The sequence below is a fragment of the Arsukibacterium indicum genome (assembly GCF_019100565.1).
Classification (GTDB): domain Bacteria; phylum Pseudomonadota; class Gammaproteobacteria; order Enterobacterales; family Alteromonadaceae; genus Alishewanella; species Alishewanella indicum.
The window spans coordinates 805,743-820,336 of sequence record NZ_JAHRID010000001.1; the positions used below are offsets into that span (position 1 = coordinate 805,743).

The following is a 14,594-nucleotide window of genomic DNA, read 5'->3' on the forward strand; positions in this document are numbered from 1 at the left end:
CCGGGATAGCGAGGCTATCCCGGTAATTATTTAAAATAAGGAAGTAAATAATGAAATCATTCAAACAATTAATAACTAAATCATTGTTAGCGTTAACCTTTATTTTTGCAACATCCTTTACCGCCAATGCTACGCTCATCAATATAACGCAAGATATTATCGGTGATACTCTTGGCAAGATTGGTTCTATAGAAATTCAGATAAATAAAAATCAGCTAAACACTGGTATTCTGGATACCGCATTTGGCGATGAAATTACCCTGGTAAATATTAACCTGAGTGACCTTTATTCGTGGGGTGACGTGTTTGATATTTTCCTGTTTGAAGTAGCAATCGATAGCGACAATATCTATGCCGGCATTGAGTTTTTTGAATTCGACGGCGATGATGTTGGTTTTGGTCCACTGACCTGGAGCTACCAAATGGTTTATGATGCATTTGGGTTCAGTTTCCTGGAAGTGTATGATCTTGGAGGCAATTTAGTTGAGTTTGATACTCTAAGCCTTGGCGCGGCTCAGGTGGTATCAGCACCTTCAACTCTGGCGTTGTTTACCCTGGCAATGGGTGCTTTACTGATCCGTCGCCGGCGCATAGTTTAAGCCTTTTCGTTGACTTAAAGCCTGGCGCTGCCGGGCTTTTTTTATTCCACGGCGTTACAACGATAAAATGGCAAAAGCTTTACTACCATTCAGTCTTGTGTGCTGTCACCGATTGTTCCTGATAGAAACCAAGGGTTATAACGACAAGTTGTTAATTGACGAAGACGTGCCCCAGCGGCATAGTAGATTGCTGATACGTGTGTATTGTTACCGGTAGTTGTGCTGTTATGCGAAGTGCTGCTTTTTTTACGATGTTAATGGCTTTTAACCTTAGCGCCTCTGAGAATCTGAGCGATCACGAGCAATTTTGTCAACAGGATACTACCGTAAGCTGTGCCAACTATCTGCAGCAAAAGCTCTCTGCCCTGCCCCCTTTTAGTAATGGCTGGTACCGGGTGAAGGGTTTTCAACTCGACTACCTGTTCGATCAACATCAGTTTCAGCCATTGCAAACAGAGGCGGAACTGTTGCTGCAACAGCAATCATTACCAGATATGCTAAAGGTGCAGGTGTATTTTTATTACGCTAAAGCGCTATTTGTCAGCGGCCAGTCGGAAGCTGCTAAACGCTATTCCAGCAAGGCGATCCAGATGCTGCAGGAGGTTTATAGTGCCTTTGGTAACCCGCTGCGCATAATCGAATTAGCGAACTTACAATACTCGCTGGGCGAGGTGGACCAGGCCGAGCAACTCCTGCACCAGGTTCAGTGGAAATATCAGAAAAGTAAAGATGCACTTTTTTTGTTCGAACTTTACTCGAACAAAGCGCTAGTCAGCCACCAGCGCGATAAACTTGATGAAGCGGCAGAGTATCGTGCTGAAGCATTAAAGGCCGCACTTAGCCTGGGACATACCAATAAAATTATTGTGGCGATGGGTAATCTGGCAAGAACCAAACAATTGCTGGGGCAATTGTCAGCCGCTTTTGAGCTTTACGAGCAGTCACTGGTTTATACCTCAGGCCCGGAGTATCAGGTACAACATGCCATCCATCTTGTCCGACTGACAGAGATTTGCCTGCAACAACAACAACCAGTGCATGCACTTACTTTCTACAGGCTGATTGATCCTGAATTACTGGGGACATCACACAAACAGCTTTATCAACAATTTGGCAGCATACTGCTGGTTACAGCAACAGACAGTTTTTAACCATGCTCAAAGGCTTCATTTTAGCCATTGTATATTGCACCGCCGCCAGTGACATATTGCTGCAGTACTGCATTAGCTTCATCTCGCTGCACCAGGCGCACAACTTCAATACCGGCGTCGGTTAAATACTGGTAGCTACTGGCCTCTACCGGGCCTTCGTCAAAGCCTATAGCGCGGGCATCGTCTGCAGTAGCAGCACAGACTAAACGCTTTACTCCACTCCACAGTGTGCCACCTAAGCACATGGCACAGGGCTCACAGGAGGTAAACAATTCACGTTTTACGCCATCAGCATTCAGGCTGAAACTTTGCAGTTGCTGGCCGGCCAGCATTATCGCCACCATTTCGCCATGGGCTGCCGGGTTATGCATTGGCATTACCCGGTTTACCCCAACGCTGAGTAGCTTACCGCTATCACAATCAAAAATAGCACTGCCAAACGGGCCGCCGGTACCGCGCAGCACATTTTGTTTTGATAACTCAACTGCAAGCGCCATTTTCTCATTATCACTGGTGTAGGTTTTCTGCCAGTCGACCACCTCATTAATCCAGTCGGGTAAGGTTATTGTTACCTGTTGTCCTGCTACCATCAGATTAATGCTCCGCCAGAGGTTTACTGTAGGCCAGCTCCATATCCCATGGCAGCTGGATCCAGGTATCCTGCTCAATATCAGTAATATAGTGGTCTACCAATGGTTTACCCTGTGGCTTGGCATAAACAGTAACAAAACAGGCTTTTGGGAAATGCTCGCGCAGAGCCCTGGCGGTTTCCCCGGTATCGACTAAATCGTCAACAATTAGCAGTTTGGCATTATCTTCCAGGCTGGCATCTTTTAAAATGCGTAAACTGCCCTGTTTATCGTGGTCATAACTGGCCACACAAATACTGTCGACTACCCTGATATTCAGCTCGCGCGCCAGAATGGCTGCCGGCACCAGGCCACCGCGGCTTACTGCTACTATGGCAGTGAAATCACGGCCCAGCAGCTGCTGGGCCAGCTCTTTGCTGGCCCGGTGAAACGCTTCCCAGGACACATAAAACATTTTATTGGTGGTTAAAGACATAATAGTTCCGGCTTAATCAGATAAATAACTAAATTAATGACAGGGCAATTTCAACCATTTCATTGAAGCTGGTCTGGCGTAAATCAGCATCCAGCGCCTCACCGGTACGGATATGATCGCTAACCGTTAAGATAGCCAATGCATTAATCCCATATTCGGCCGCCACGCCGTATAAACCGGCTGCTTCCATTTCTACTGCCAGCACGCCGTATTTTTCCAGGGTATCGAACAGGGTTTCGCTTGGGTTGTAAAATAAATCTGAGGTAAAAACATTGCCAACTTTAACATTAATTTGCTTAGCGCGGGCGGCATGCACGGCCTTTTCCAGCAAATCGTAATTGGCGATTGCCGCGAAATCCATACCTGCCAGGCGGTTACGGTTAACCGCAGAGTCGGTGCTGGCACCCATAGCAATAACCACATCCCGCACTTTTACCTCAAGCGGTAAAGCACCGCAGGAGCCAATGCGAATAATATTTTTAACCCCATAGAATTTAGCAAGCTCTGTTGCATACAATGACATAGACGGCACGCCCATACCCGAGCCCAGCACACTGACCGGCTTGCCCTGATAAGTGCCGGTATAACCAAACATATTTCGAACGGTATTGACACAAACGGCATCAGTTAAAAAAGTATCAGCAATATGCTTTGCCCGCAGTGGATCTCCCGGCATCAGTACAGTTTGCGCAAACGCATCATCAGCGGCGTTAATATGTGGAGTAGCCATAATTCTCTCTTAATGTAATTTAGCAATAAAGGAATCGCCGTGCGCCATCGCGTCCAGCTTAAAGTAGTCGGCCAGGGTCTGGCCTATGTCAGCAAAAGTCATCCGCTCGCCCAAATCAGTGCTGGCGAGGCCGGGCTGGTACGCCAGCACCGGGATGTATTCCCGGGTGTGCTCAGTGCCCGGCCAGGTTGGGTCACAACCATGATCTGCTGTCATCAGCAACAGGGTATCATCATCGCAGGCAGCGAGTAGCTCAGGCAGGCGGCTGTCAAAGTACTCTAACGCCTCACCGTAACCAATTGCGTCGCGCCGGTGGCCATAATTCTGATCAAAATCAACCAGATTGGTAAACACCAGGCTGCGGTCTGGCTGCTTTTTCATCTGCTCAAGCGTGGTATCAATTAACGCCTCCAGTCCGGTGGCTTTAATATTTTCACTGATCCCCTGATGGGCATAAATATCAGCAATTTTACCAATACTGATAACCTTACCTCCCGCTCCAGTCAGCTTATCAAGTACCGTGGGGGCCGGCGGCAGCACCGAGTAATCGCGGCGATTACCGGTTCGGGCATAATTATCTGCACTATCGCCGGTAAAAGGCCTGGCGATTACCCTGCCAATGTTGTAGTTGTCGAGTAGCTCGCGGGCTACCCGGCAAAAGCTCAGCAGCTTTTCCAGGCCGAAATGTTGTTCATGGGCGGCTACCTGAAATACACTGTCAGCTGAGGTATAACAGATTGGTTTACCGGTTTTTACGTGTTCGTCGCCCAGCTTACGTAAAATATCGGTGCCAGAGGCATGGCAATTACCTAAAATGCCACTTACCCCGGTACGCTGGCACAGCTCAGCAATTAATTCAGCCGGAAAACTGTCAGTTTTCTGTTCAAAGTAGCCCCAGTCAAACAGCACCGGTACGCCGGCCATTTCCCAGTGGCCACTTGGCGTGTCTTTGCCACTGCTAAGCTCACGGGCGTAACCGTAGGCGCCAACCGGCTCGGCACTGTCATCTGTATCTGGCGCGCTTTTAGCGGCAGCAGTAGCCGCCTTAACCAGGCCAAGACGCGCCAGGTTAGGTAATGCCAGCTTACGGCCTTTCTGCTTAACAAACTCACGGGCGATACTGCCAAAAGTATTGGCACCAACGTCACCAAAACGGTCGGCATCAGGCGCGCTGCCAATACCAAAACTATCCAGAACCAGGATTACTGCCTTTGCCATACTGTGGGCTCCCACTGTAAAAATGCACCAGCCAAATCTGAACGGCGATATTGTCAATCCGTGCCGCCCAGATCCTGAAAAAATAAAAAGGGCACGCACTTTAATATGCTACCCGCTGTTTTACAAGTTTAACTGTTTATTTGGCGTTTGCCGCGGCTTTTATCAAGCTTTCTTGCCGTTTGTCCGCAAACAAAAACGGCGCCGAAGCGCCGTTTTTATCATGCAGCTCACCAGATCACTGTGGCAATTGCTGATAGCCCATGCTGTACAGGGTAAAACTGAAAATATCAGCTGCCTGATCAATAACCATCGACACCGGCATGCCAGCACCGTGACCGGCATTGACGTCAATCCGGATTAACTGCGGATTAACCTTGGTTGCTTTTGCCTGCAATTCTGCAGCAAATTTAAAGGAGTGCGCCGGCACAACCCGATCATCATGATCCGCGGTGGTTACCATCGTCGCCGGATACGTCACCCCCTCTTTAACGTTATGCACCGGAGAATAAGCTTTTAAATACTGAAACATATCGGCTGACTGCTCAGAAGTACCGTAATCGTAAGCCCAGCCAGCACCCGCGGTAAAGGTATGGTAACGCAGCATATCCAGTACACCAACTGCCGGTAACGCCACTTTAAATAGTTCAGGACGCTGGGTCATTGCCGCACCCACCAATAAACCACCATTTGAGCCACCACGAATCGCCAGCTTGCCGGCGCTGGTATAGTTTTGCTGCTGCAGATATTCTGCCGCAGCAATAAAGTCATCGAACACATTCTGCTTTTTCTGTTGTACGCCGGCGTTATGCCAGGCTTTACCGTACTCGCCGCCGCCACGTAAGTTAGCCACAGCATAGACGCCACCCATTTCCATCCACACGGCATTAGCGACACTGAATGACGGTGTCAGGCTGACATTAAAACCACCATAACCATACAAAATAGTCGGGTTAGTGCCATCTTTTTTCAGGCCCTTTTTATAGCTGATGATCATTGGTACCTTGGTACCGTCTTTTGAGGTGTAGAACACCTGCTCAGACGTGTAATTTTCAGGGTTAAAATCAATTTTCGGGCTGTTATACAATTCAGATTTGCCACTGTCCGGCTTAAACGCATAAATGCTGGACGGCGTAGTGTAATTGGCGAACGAATAATACAGGGTTTCAGCGTCTTTCTTGCCGCTGAATCCGCCGGCACTGCCGATACCCGGTAATTCAATCTCTCTGACCAGTTTACCGCTGTAGTCGTATTGTTTAACCTGCGCAATAGCGTCCACCATGTAGTTGGCAAACAGGTAACCGGCACCTTTACTTATCCGCAGCACGTTGTCTGTTTCCGGGATCAGTTCCTGCCAGTTGTCAGGGGTAGGCTTGGCGGCAGACGTCATTACTACTTTGCGGTTTGGTGCATTGAGGTTGGTTACCAGATACAGCTTGTCACCGTCATTATCCAGTAAATCGGTATCAGAATCAGTGTGGTCTAAAATGGTGACAAACTTGCTATCTTCTTTGGTTAAATCTTTCAAAAACAGTTTATTACCAGAAGTGGATACAGCTGCCGACACCAGCAGGTATTTATCATCTTCAGTTACTGAAGCGCCAACATAACGGTGTTTTTGTTCAGCTGTACCACCAAACACAACCTGATCATTGGCCTGAGCTGTACCCAGTTTGTGATAGTAAAGCTTGTGCTGATCGGTCATGGCCGATAGTTCACTGCCCTCTGGCTTGTCATAGCTGGAGTAGAAGAAACCATCATTTCCCACCCATGAAATACCACTGAATTTTACGTCAACCAGAGTGGGTTCCAGCTGCTCTTTGGTTTTTGCGTCAATGATAATAATTTTACGCCAGTCGCTGCCGCCTTCAGAAATAGCATAAGCTGCCAGGCTGCCGTCTTTGGAAAACTCAATATCAGCCAGCGAGGTGGTACCGTCTTCGCTAAAAGTGTTTGGGTCTAAAAATACTTCAGCTTCGCCACCATCTTTCTGCCGGTACAATACAAACTGGTTTTGCAAACCGTCATTTTTATAGAAATAGTGATACTCTCCTTCTTTAAACGGTGCACCAACCCGTTCAAAATTCCATGATTTTTCCAATTTCGCCCGCACTTCATCCCGAAACGGAATTTGAGCCAGATACGAAAATGTTACCTCGTTCTGCGCTTTAACCCATGCTTCAGTCTCGCTACTGCGATCGTCTTCCAGCCAGCGATACGGATCTGCCACGTCAGTACCAAAGTAGTTATCTACGGTATCACCCTTGCGTGTAACAGGGTAAGTAACTTGCTGCTGTTGCTCTGCACTCACGGTAACGTCCTGACTGGTATTTACATCTTGTTTAGCCCCGCCGCACGCACTTAGCATGGCAGCAGCTAACAGGGTAATAGCATGTTTCATGAAAAACTCCGATGTTGATGTTTTTGTAATTGTTGTTGGGCATATTTTAAAAAACGCGTTTGAGCTTAACAAAGAAGGTTGCTTTTGCCTATTTCACCTGGCTGGAATTTATGTAGACTCAAAGCGAATTTACGGCAGCGTAATCGAAGATATCACAGCAGAGATGCCACAGGCTGAAAAAGCAAAACGCCAGCATTAAGCTGGCGTTTTCACTTTAATGGTGCCCAGAGGCGGAATCGAACCACCGACACGCGGATTTTCAATCCGCTGCTCTACCGACTGAGCTATCTGGGCAAAAACGTCGTGCTGGTTAAAGTAGGCTGCCAGTGGCAGTAACTGAACAAGACACCAAAAAATGGTGCCCAGAGGCGGAATCGAACCACCGACACGCGGATTTTCAATCCGCTGCTCTACCGACTGAGCTATCTGGGCAAAAACGTCGTGCTGGTTAAAGTAGGCTGCCAGTGGCAGTAACTGAACAAGACACCAAAAAATGGTGCCCAGAGGCGGAATCGAACCACCGACACGCGGATTTTCAATCCGCTGCTCTACCGACTGAGCTATCTGGGCAATGCGGGTCGTATTAAACGGATTTTGCCAAGCTAAGTCAACAGATATTTTATAAAAGCAGTGTAAGCGAACAGCGATTAACCAACCACAGCTGCTTTGTTCGCCAACTGTTAAAATTAACACTGCGCCAGCGCCTAAAAACTTGTTACACTATATTCAGTTATCTGGTACGCCGTACAATGCATTTAAATGGACAGCTGATGGAAAAAACCTCCTATACCAAACCGATGTTTCGCCGGCTGGCACTTATGGCCCTGCTGGTTTTACTGCTACAGGCCGCTTTGTTTATCTTGTTAACCTTGCCCGAGCAAAACCGGGAAGAACATCAACTTGCCCGTTTAGCAGCCGAAACTACAGTGCTGGCCAGCGCACTGAGCATTCCTTTGCGCAATGACAATACTCAGGCAGCAGAGCAATTGCTGCTACAGGCCCGAAATGCCGATAGCAACCGGGCAATTTATTTATACCGTCAGACAAACCAGCAGCTGGAGCTGATTGCCAATACCGTTAATCTGGCTAATTTTGTACCCCAGCCTGAACTGGCCAACAAAGAAATACAGCAAGGGGATTATTTAATTGTCAGCAGAATTGTCAATAACGAGGCAGCCAGCCTGCTGGTTAATGTGCATTTTCTTCCCCCCACCAGTCAGTTACCATTGCTGTTGGCATTTATTTGTAGTCTGGTAGCCGGAGTTTTACTGAGTTTAAGCTTTGCCTATACCATCTCAGTTTATTTTGGCCGCAAGTTAACACCATTAGTTGCTAATACCAAAACAGCGCTGGATAAAAACCAGTTTGATGGCAGTGTTGAGAGCCACGCGCATGATAATTTCGGGGTACTGGGCAGCTATATCAATCAGTTGTTTCGTCGTATCGAGCAAGGCCAGCAGGCACTAAAAAGCTCAGAAACCGACATTGCCCAGCTTAAGCAGGAAGTAGATGCACGGATTAAAGAGCGTACTGACGCCCTGGAGACAGCAAAGCTTACCGCTGAGCGGGCCAATGAGGCTAAATCAACCTTTCTGGCAACCATGAGCCATGAAATCCGCACTCCGATGAACGGCATTATTGGCACTATCGATTTACTTCGTAAAACCCAGTTATCGACCTCACAATTCAGGATGACCGACACTATTCGTGAGTCGTCATTTTCATTGCTGCGGATTCTGGATGATATTCTGGATTTCTCAAAAATCGAAGCGGGAAAACTTGAACTGGAGAATATTCCGGTTTCTCTGGTTGATATTATCGAAGCTGTTGGCCGCATTTTGGTATCGGTTGCCTATCAGCGCCAAATCGATTTAAAGCTGTATATTGACCCTAAGATCCCCGACGGTTTATTTGGCGACCCGGTGCGGTTGCGGCAAATATTATATAACCTGGCTGGCAACGCGATTAAATTCACCGAAACCACCCCGCAGAAAACCGGGGTTGTGATAATTCGTGCCGACCTGCTGGAAGAGAACATGGAGTTCAGTCAAATCCGGTTTAGCGTTGTCGATAATGGCCGCGGTATGACCCAACGTCAAATCAACTATGTGTTTCATCCGTTTAATCAGGCCGAGGGCTCGATTACCCGAAAATTTGGTGGCACGGGTCTGGGCCTGTCGATTTGTCAGCGCCTGACCTCTCTGATGTATGGCGATATTGATGTACAAAGTGAAGTTGGCAAAGGCACCGAGTTTACGGTCAGGATCCCAATGCGGCGCTCTGATGAAATCGACTATGTCAGTACCGAGTTGCTGCGGGATGTGCATATTTGCCTATTTACTCAGGACAGTGACAATCAGGAACATTTAACCAGCTACTTTAACCACACCCATGCTGAAGTTGAGGTAGTAAACAGCACAGAGGCCCTGTTTAAGCGGGCAGAACGACAAAAACCATTACCGCCAAAACAGGCAGCAGTATGGGTGCTTGACGCTACTTATGAGCAAATTTCAGCGGAACATATCAGCCGCTTACAACAAGTACCAGCGTTAGAACGGGTTAAATTTATTGTAATTACCAATCAGGTTGAATTATCTGAGCACAGTGACGAGCGCACTTACTACCTGCACAGCTCCCCGATATGCCGCAGCCACTTGTATGATGCCATTCTGGTGGCGGCAAAACGTAAAGATAAACCGAAACCGCAGCAAACTTCTAATCTGAACCTGAGCAAAGGTGCACCGGATATCGAAACTGCGCGGCGCAACCACCAGCTTATTCTGCTGGCTGAAGATAATATAATGAATCAGCGGGTCATTGTTGATCAGCTGAATGCTTTGGGCTATGCGGTGGAAGTTGCCGACGACGGCGCAATTGCGCTGGACATGTGGCGTCGGTATCACTACCCGCTGGTACTGACTGACTTACACATGCCTAATATGAGCGGCTATGATTTAGCCATCGCTATTCGCAAAGAAAGCCTGCATCGCCAGGATGACAGTAATTTCAGCAGGATTGTCGCTGTTACAGCCAATGCATTAAAAGGGGAAGAGCAAAAATGTATCAGCATTGGCATGGATGGTTATATTACCAAACCGTTGGAACTGGTTACCCTGGAAACGATGCTAAAACGCTGGCTGCCGGCCAAGGTACAAAAGTCTGTTACCGGCAGTGGCAGCACAACAGGTAATAATCCAGAGCCGGCACAACAACCCTCACCGATATGCTTTACCACTATTGCTAATTTTCTGGGTAACGATCCGGCTAAACATGAAGAATATCTGAACTACTTTGTTAAGCATGGTAAAGAGTTGCTGACCCAGCTAACCACTGAGGCTCAGGCACAAAACCGCAGCGGTGTGCGAGCCGTTACTCATCAGTTTAAGTCGGTGGCTAAAAGTATTGGCGCACTCAGCCTGTCGGCAGAGGCGCTGAAGCTTGAGCAGGCAGCAGAACAGAGTGACTGGTCGGTGATCAATGAGTATGTCCGGTTGATGACAGATAAATATCAGGACATTGTTAACTACGTACGCCAGCGTTACTAACCAATACAAAATCTGTGAACAATAAAAAACCGGTAACACTTACCGGTTTTTTATTGTTCAGACACCGCCGGAATACTAGCTGGCAGATGTATCCAGCGGGGGCAGACTTTTTATTAATTGGTCAAGCTGTTGCATCTGGTTCAGATAAGCTTCCAGCCTGGCCAGAGGCAAAGCACAAGGGCCGTCACATAAAGCTTTATCAGGATCAGGATGCGCCTCAATAAATAAACCAGCCAATCCTAACGCCATACCTGAGCGGGCAAGTTGCGCGGCCTGCGCCCGTCGGCCATCGGCAGAGTCAGCCCGGCCGCCGGGTTTCTGCAGAGCATGGGTGGCGTCGAAAATAACCGGGCCATACTGCTTCATTTCATCCATACCCAGCATATCAACAACCAGATTGTTATAGCCAAAACAGCTGCCCCGCTCGCACAGAATAACGTTGTCGTTACCTGCTTCGCTAAACTTGGTAATAATATGACGCATTTCATGCGGCGCCAGAAACTGCGGTTTCTTAACGTTAATTACCGCACCGGTTTTAGCCATGGCCACCACTAAATCCGTCTGACGGGCCAGGAATGCCGGCAACTGAATAACATCAACCACTTCTGCCACGGGTGCAGCCTGCCAGGGTTCATGCACATCAGTAATAAGCGGTACGTTAAAAGTACTTTTAATTTCAGCAAAGATTTTTAAACCTTCGTCTATACCGGGCCCACGGTACGAATGCACTGACGAGCGGTTAGCTTTATCAAAAGACGCTTTAAATACATAAGGTATATTAAGTTTGCCGCACACAGTAACGTAATGTTCGGCAATCCGCATTGCCATGTCGCGGGACTCAAGCACATTCATGCCGCCAAACAACACGAATTGGTTCTGATTATTTACGGCAAGGTTACCGACCCTGACGGTTTTCTGATTCATAGTATTCCAGCAATTTCGTTATATTAAAGCGGTAAAAAAACCGGTTGTTTGTTAAGCGCCACCCGAACCATTAACCCAAGCCAGCCCAGTGCACCTAAAAAGCATAACCAGCGGATAGCGAGAGTACGGCCCTTTAATGCCATTACCGCCAGGGCTATGTAGGCCAGCAAGGCGATAAATTTTTCGGTCAGCCAGCTATTAGTAAAGGGATATTGATTAATGATCAGCATCAGCGCAACGGCCGATAGAATTAACAGGGTATCAACTACATGAGGAGCAATTCTGATAAGCTTGTTGTTAAGTAATGCTGAGCTTTTAAGCATCATGCCAAACCGGATAAATAACAAACTCACACTTAAAACCACCATCAGCAGATGCAGATGTTTAAAGGCCATATACATACAACAGGATCCTTATTCATTATTTTATCGCGCACTAATATGCGGCTGAATCATCTTCAATATCAGGATATTTCTGTAAAATGGCTTCCAGCTTTTCTACCCGCTGTACAAACAGTTCTACCAGTTTGGGCTCAAACTGCTTACCAGACTCGGAAACGATCTGAGCCACAACATCCTCCACACTCCAGGCCTGTTTATAACAGCGACGGTGACGCAGTGCATCGTATACATCTGCCAGCGCCGCTATCCGGCCATAAATGTGAATTTCTTCACCCTTCTTTCCGGCCGGATAACCGCTGCCATCCCACTTTTCGTGATGATCCTGCGCTATAATGGCACCGGCCTGAATAATAACACGTTTTGAGTCTTTCAAAATATCATAACCAATACTGGTATGGGTTTTCATTACCTCCCATTCGCCACCGTTAAGCCGGGCTGGCTTATTTAAAATACCATCCGGAATACCCACTTTTCCGACATCATGCAACGGTGAGGCGTACATCAATCGTTCTGCTTCCTCTTCATTCAGACCATAAGCTTTGGCCAGGTCATAGCAAATAAATGCGACTCGTCTGACATGGTTACCGGTTTCTACAGAACGATGCTCGACGGCTTCGCTGAGCCGGTAAACAATTTCCCGCTGCGTGTCCTCTATTTCATGCTGCAACTGCACGTTTTCGTAGGCTATTTGTACATTTTGGGCGAACAGTTCAATCAGCTTTTTCTGATTGTCAGTGATCTGGCCCGGTAAACCTGAAATGTAAAGCAGTGAACCATGGGTAAATTTACTGCAACAGTAAGCAACCAGATAATTATCACGATAGACAATGCTCCGACTATCAAGGGCACTTTCAAATGCCTGTAATAAATCAGTATTAAGCACCTCCTGCACCGGTTTACCTTCTTTTTTGGCAAACTGGCCCTGGCCGGCAAACACCACTAAATCGTGCGGATCAGCATCAGAGCGCACATTGCCAGCGACCAGTGATGAACTGGCCAGTAAAGCATTTTCATGACAACCCAGTATTGAGGTCAGTTGCTGCAGCACGCCATCGATAAATTGTTCCATCGAGTGCGACGAAAATAAGTCTATCGACGCATTAATAATTTTTTCCAGGCCTTCACGGCTTTGTTCCAGCGATAAAATATCCCGGTATGAGCGCAGACTGGACATAATAACGGTAAACAGTTTTTGGGCAGTCAGTTCAGTTTTTGATTTGTAATCGTTAATATCGTAATTAACAATAACCTGACGCTCCGGCGCCTGACCTGGCTGACCGGTGCGCAGAATAATCCGCACGTGATCGTTTTTCAGCTCTTCCCGCACATGACGGGCTACCAGTAAGCCGGCATCATCTGTTTCCATAACTACGTCTAGCAGAATGATTGCCGTATCAGGGTTAGCGGCTATGAGCTCCCGGGCTTCGGCACCGGAATAAGCACTGATAAACTGCAGACTTTTATTGTTAAAGCTGAAATCACTCAGCGCCAGCTTGGTTACGGTATGGACTTCCGGTTCATCATCAACGATCAACACTTTCCAATGGCCGTGATTAACCATTTCTGTCGGTTCAGACTCCTCAGCAAACAGAAAAGTGTCATTCATAAGGTGGGCTCCGCAGTTCAGGCAACAAGTCAGAAGAAACAATCAGCTGTAACTATGATAAGCAGCAACTATAACTAGTTATATGCGCTAATAGCCTGCTGGTCAAAACTTTGTTGCTGAATATATCAGCGCTTAAGGCAACCACCGCTGATCCGCCAGTTGCCGCCATAATCCCGGCGCGACTGCACCTGACTGAAGCCTGCAGCGCTTAATAACTGCCGGACAGCATCAGCCTGATTATAACCATGCTCCAGCCATAGCCAGCCATTATCAACCAGATAAGCTGGTGCCTGCTGGCAAATAGCGGCTAAATCGGCCAGACCATGCTCAGGGGCAATTAAGGCGCTGGCGGGCTCGAAGTGCAGTGCGGCTAAATGCGGGTCATCGGGTTCAATGTAAGGGGGATTGCTGACAATCAGATCAAAACGCTGGCCAGCGACAGCACTGAACCAATCACTTTGCAATACGATGCAGTTAACTGCCGCTAACCGTTTTGCGTTTTGCCTTGCCAGTTCAACAGCAGCACTGATTTTTTCTGCTGCGGTAACCTGCCAATCTGGCCGGTTACATGCTAAGGCCAGCGCCAGAGCACCGGTACCAGTGCCTAAATCAAGTACTCTGGCATGTTGGGGCAAGGTTAACGATAGCGCCTGCTCAACCAATAGTTCGGTATCAGGCCTCGGGATCAGGGTGCAGGGCGCAACATCGAGTTCAATATTCCAGAACGGCCAGCGGCCAATAATATAGGCAATAGGCTCGTCCTGCAGCGCCCGGTGCAGTAGCTGATTTAATGCCTGCAGATCCGGTGCGCTGAGCGGCTCGTCGGCATGGCTATACAGGTAGCTGCTACTGACATTTAACTGATGACAAAGCAACAATCTGGCATCATCAGCCGCCAGCGGCGACACAGCGCTAAGCTGCGAGGTGGCTTGCCTGAGCCAGTGCGTCAGGGTCATA

The 14,594-nt window shown here is 47.8% G+C and carries 13 protein-coding genes and 3 tRNA genes; 4 read left to right on the plus strand and 12 right to left on the minus strand.

Annotation, left to right across the window (positions count from 1 at the left end):
- The first annotated feature begins 50 nt into the window (after window positions 1-50).
- Together KQY15_RS03935 and KQY15_RS03940 are read left to right on the plus strand one after the other, a co-directional pair.
- The gene (locus KQY15_RS03935; protein ID WP_217667383.1) at window positions 51-599 is read left to right on the plus strand and encodes a PEP-CTERM sorting domain-containing protein; all 549 of its coding nucleotides are present in this window, start codon (window positions 51-53) and stop codon (window positions 597-599) included.
- 227 nt (window positions 600-826) lie between these two features.
- A complete protein-coding gene (locus KQY15_RS03940; protein WP_217667385.1) occupies window positions 827-1,750 on the plus strand; it encodes a tetratricopeptide repeat protein in 924 nt (307 codons plus the stop codon).
- A gap of 20 nt (window positions 1,751-1,770) precedes the next feature.
- On the opposite strand, the gene KQY15_RS03945 is transcribed toward KQY15_RS03940, so the two are convergent.
- From KQY15_RS03945 to KQY15_RS03965, 5 genes are all read right to left on the minus strand, one after another.
- Complete coding sequence (locus KQY15_RS03945) at window positions 1,771-2,340, minus strand: nucleoside deaminase (RefSeq protein ID WP_217667387.1); 570 nt, start codon at window positions 2,338-2,340, stop codon at window positions 1,771-1,773.
- A 4-nt stretch (window positions 2,341-2,344) separates the two neighbouring features.
- Window positions 2,345-2,815: a xanthine phosphoribosyltransferase gene (gene gpt, locus KQY15_RS03950; RefSeq protein ID WP_217667389.1), complete on the minus strand. Its 471-nt coding sequence runs from the start codon at window positions 2,813-2,815 to the stop codon at window positions 2,345-2,347.
- A 28-nt stretch (window positions 2,816-2,843) separates the two neighbouring features.
- Window positions 2,844-3,545 carry a purine-nucleoside phosphorylase gene (deoD, locus tag KQY15_RS03955; protein WP_217667391.1) on the minus strand — a complete coding sequence of 234 codons (702 nt, stop codon included), beginning with the start codon at window positions 3,543-3,545 and terminating at the stop codon, window positions 2,844-2,846.
- A 9-nt stretch (window positions 3,546-3,554) separates the two neighbouring features.
- Window positions 3,555-4,763 carry a phosphopentomutase gene (locus KQY15_RS03960; RefSeq protein WP_217667393.1) on the minus strand — a complete coding sequence of 403 codons (1,209 nt, stop codon included), beginning with the start codon at window positions 4,761-4,763 and terminating at the stop codon, window positions 3,555-3,557.
- Between the two features lie 235 nt (window positions 4,764-4,998).
- Window positions 4,999-7,161 carry a prolyl oligopeptidase family serine peptidase gene (locus KQY15_RS03965; RefSeq protein WP_217667395.1) on the minus strand — a complete coding sequence of 721 codons (2,163 nt, stop codon included), beginning with the start codon at window positions 7,159-7,161 and terminating at the stop codon, window positions 4,999-5,001.
- On the opposite strand from KQY15_RS03965, the gene KQY15_RS03970 reads away from it, so the two are divergent.
- Window positions 7,160-7,360, plus strand: a complete 201-nt coding sequence (locus KQY15_RS03970) for a hypothetical protein (RefSeq protein ID WP_217667397.1) — start codon at window positions 7,160-7,162, stop codon at window positions 7,358-7,360. The genes KQY15_RS03965 and KQY15_RS03970 overlap by 2 nt on opposite strands.
- A 19-nt stretch (window positions 7,361-7,379) precedes the next feature.
- Here the strand turns inward: KQY15_RS03970 and KQY15_RS03975 are convergent.
- The 3 genes from KQY15_RS03975 to KQY15_RS03985 form a co-directional block, all read right to left on the minus strand.
- Window positions 7,380-7,455: transfer RNA gene (locus KQY15_RS03975), tRNA-Phe, on the minus strand.
- Between the two features lie 62 nt (window positions 7,456-7,517).
- Window positions 7,518-7,593 (minus strand) — tRNA-Phe (locus KQY15_RS03980).
- Window positions 7,594-7,655: 62 nt separating this feature from the next.
- Window positions 7,656-7,731 (minus strand) — tRNA-Phe (locus KQY15_RS03985).
- A gap of 200 nt (window positions 7,732-7,931) precedes the next feature.
- On the opposite strand from KQY15_RS03985, the gene KQY15_RS03990 reads away from it, so the two are divergent.
- On the plus strand, window positions 7,932-10,706 hold the full coding sequence (locus tag KQY15_RS03990) for a hybrid sensor histidine kinase/response regulator (RefSeq protein WP_254795400.1): 2,775 nt from the start codon (window positions 7,932-7,934) through the stop codon (window positions 10,704-10,706).
- Between the two features lie 75 nt (window positions 10,707-10,781).
- Here KQY15_RS03990 and kdsA read toward each other — a convergent pair whose 3' ends face one another.
- The 4 genes from kdsA to prmC form a co-directional block, all read right to left on the minus strand.
- Window positions 10,782-11,630 carry a 3-deoxy-8-phosphooctulonate synthase gene (kdsA, locus tag KQY15_RS03995; RefSeq protein WP_217667401.1) on the minus strand — a complete coding sequence of 283 codons (849 nt, stop codon included), beginning with the start codon at window positions 11,628-11,630 and terminating at the stop codon, window positions 10,782-10,784.
- Window positions 11,631-11,653: 23 nt separating this feature from the next.
- On the minus strand, window positions 11,654-12,031 hold the full coding sequence (locus KQY15_RS04000; RefSeq protein ID WP_217667403.1) for a SirB2 family protein: 378 nt from the start codon (window positions 12,029-12,031) through the stop codon (window positions 11,654-11,656).
- A gap of 34 nt (window positions 12,032-12,065) precedes the next feature.
- Window positions 12,066-13,637 (minus strand): DUF3369 domain-containing protein, encoded by a 1,572-nt coding sequence (locus KQY15_RS04005; RefSeq protein WP_217667405.1) that lies wholly within the window; start codon window positions 13,635-13,637, stop codon window positions 12,066-12,068.
- A gap of 125 nt (window positions 13,638-13,762) precedes the next feature.
- Entirely contained in the window at window positions 13,763-14,593 is an 831-nt protein-coding gene (prmC, locus tag KQY15_RS04010; protein ID WP_217667407.1) for a peptide chain release factor N(5)-glutamine methyltransferase, read from the minus strand.
- Between the last annotated feature and the right edge of the window lies 1 nt (window position 14,594).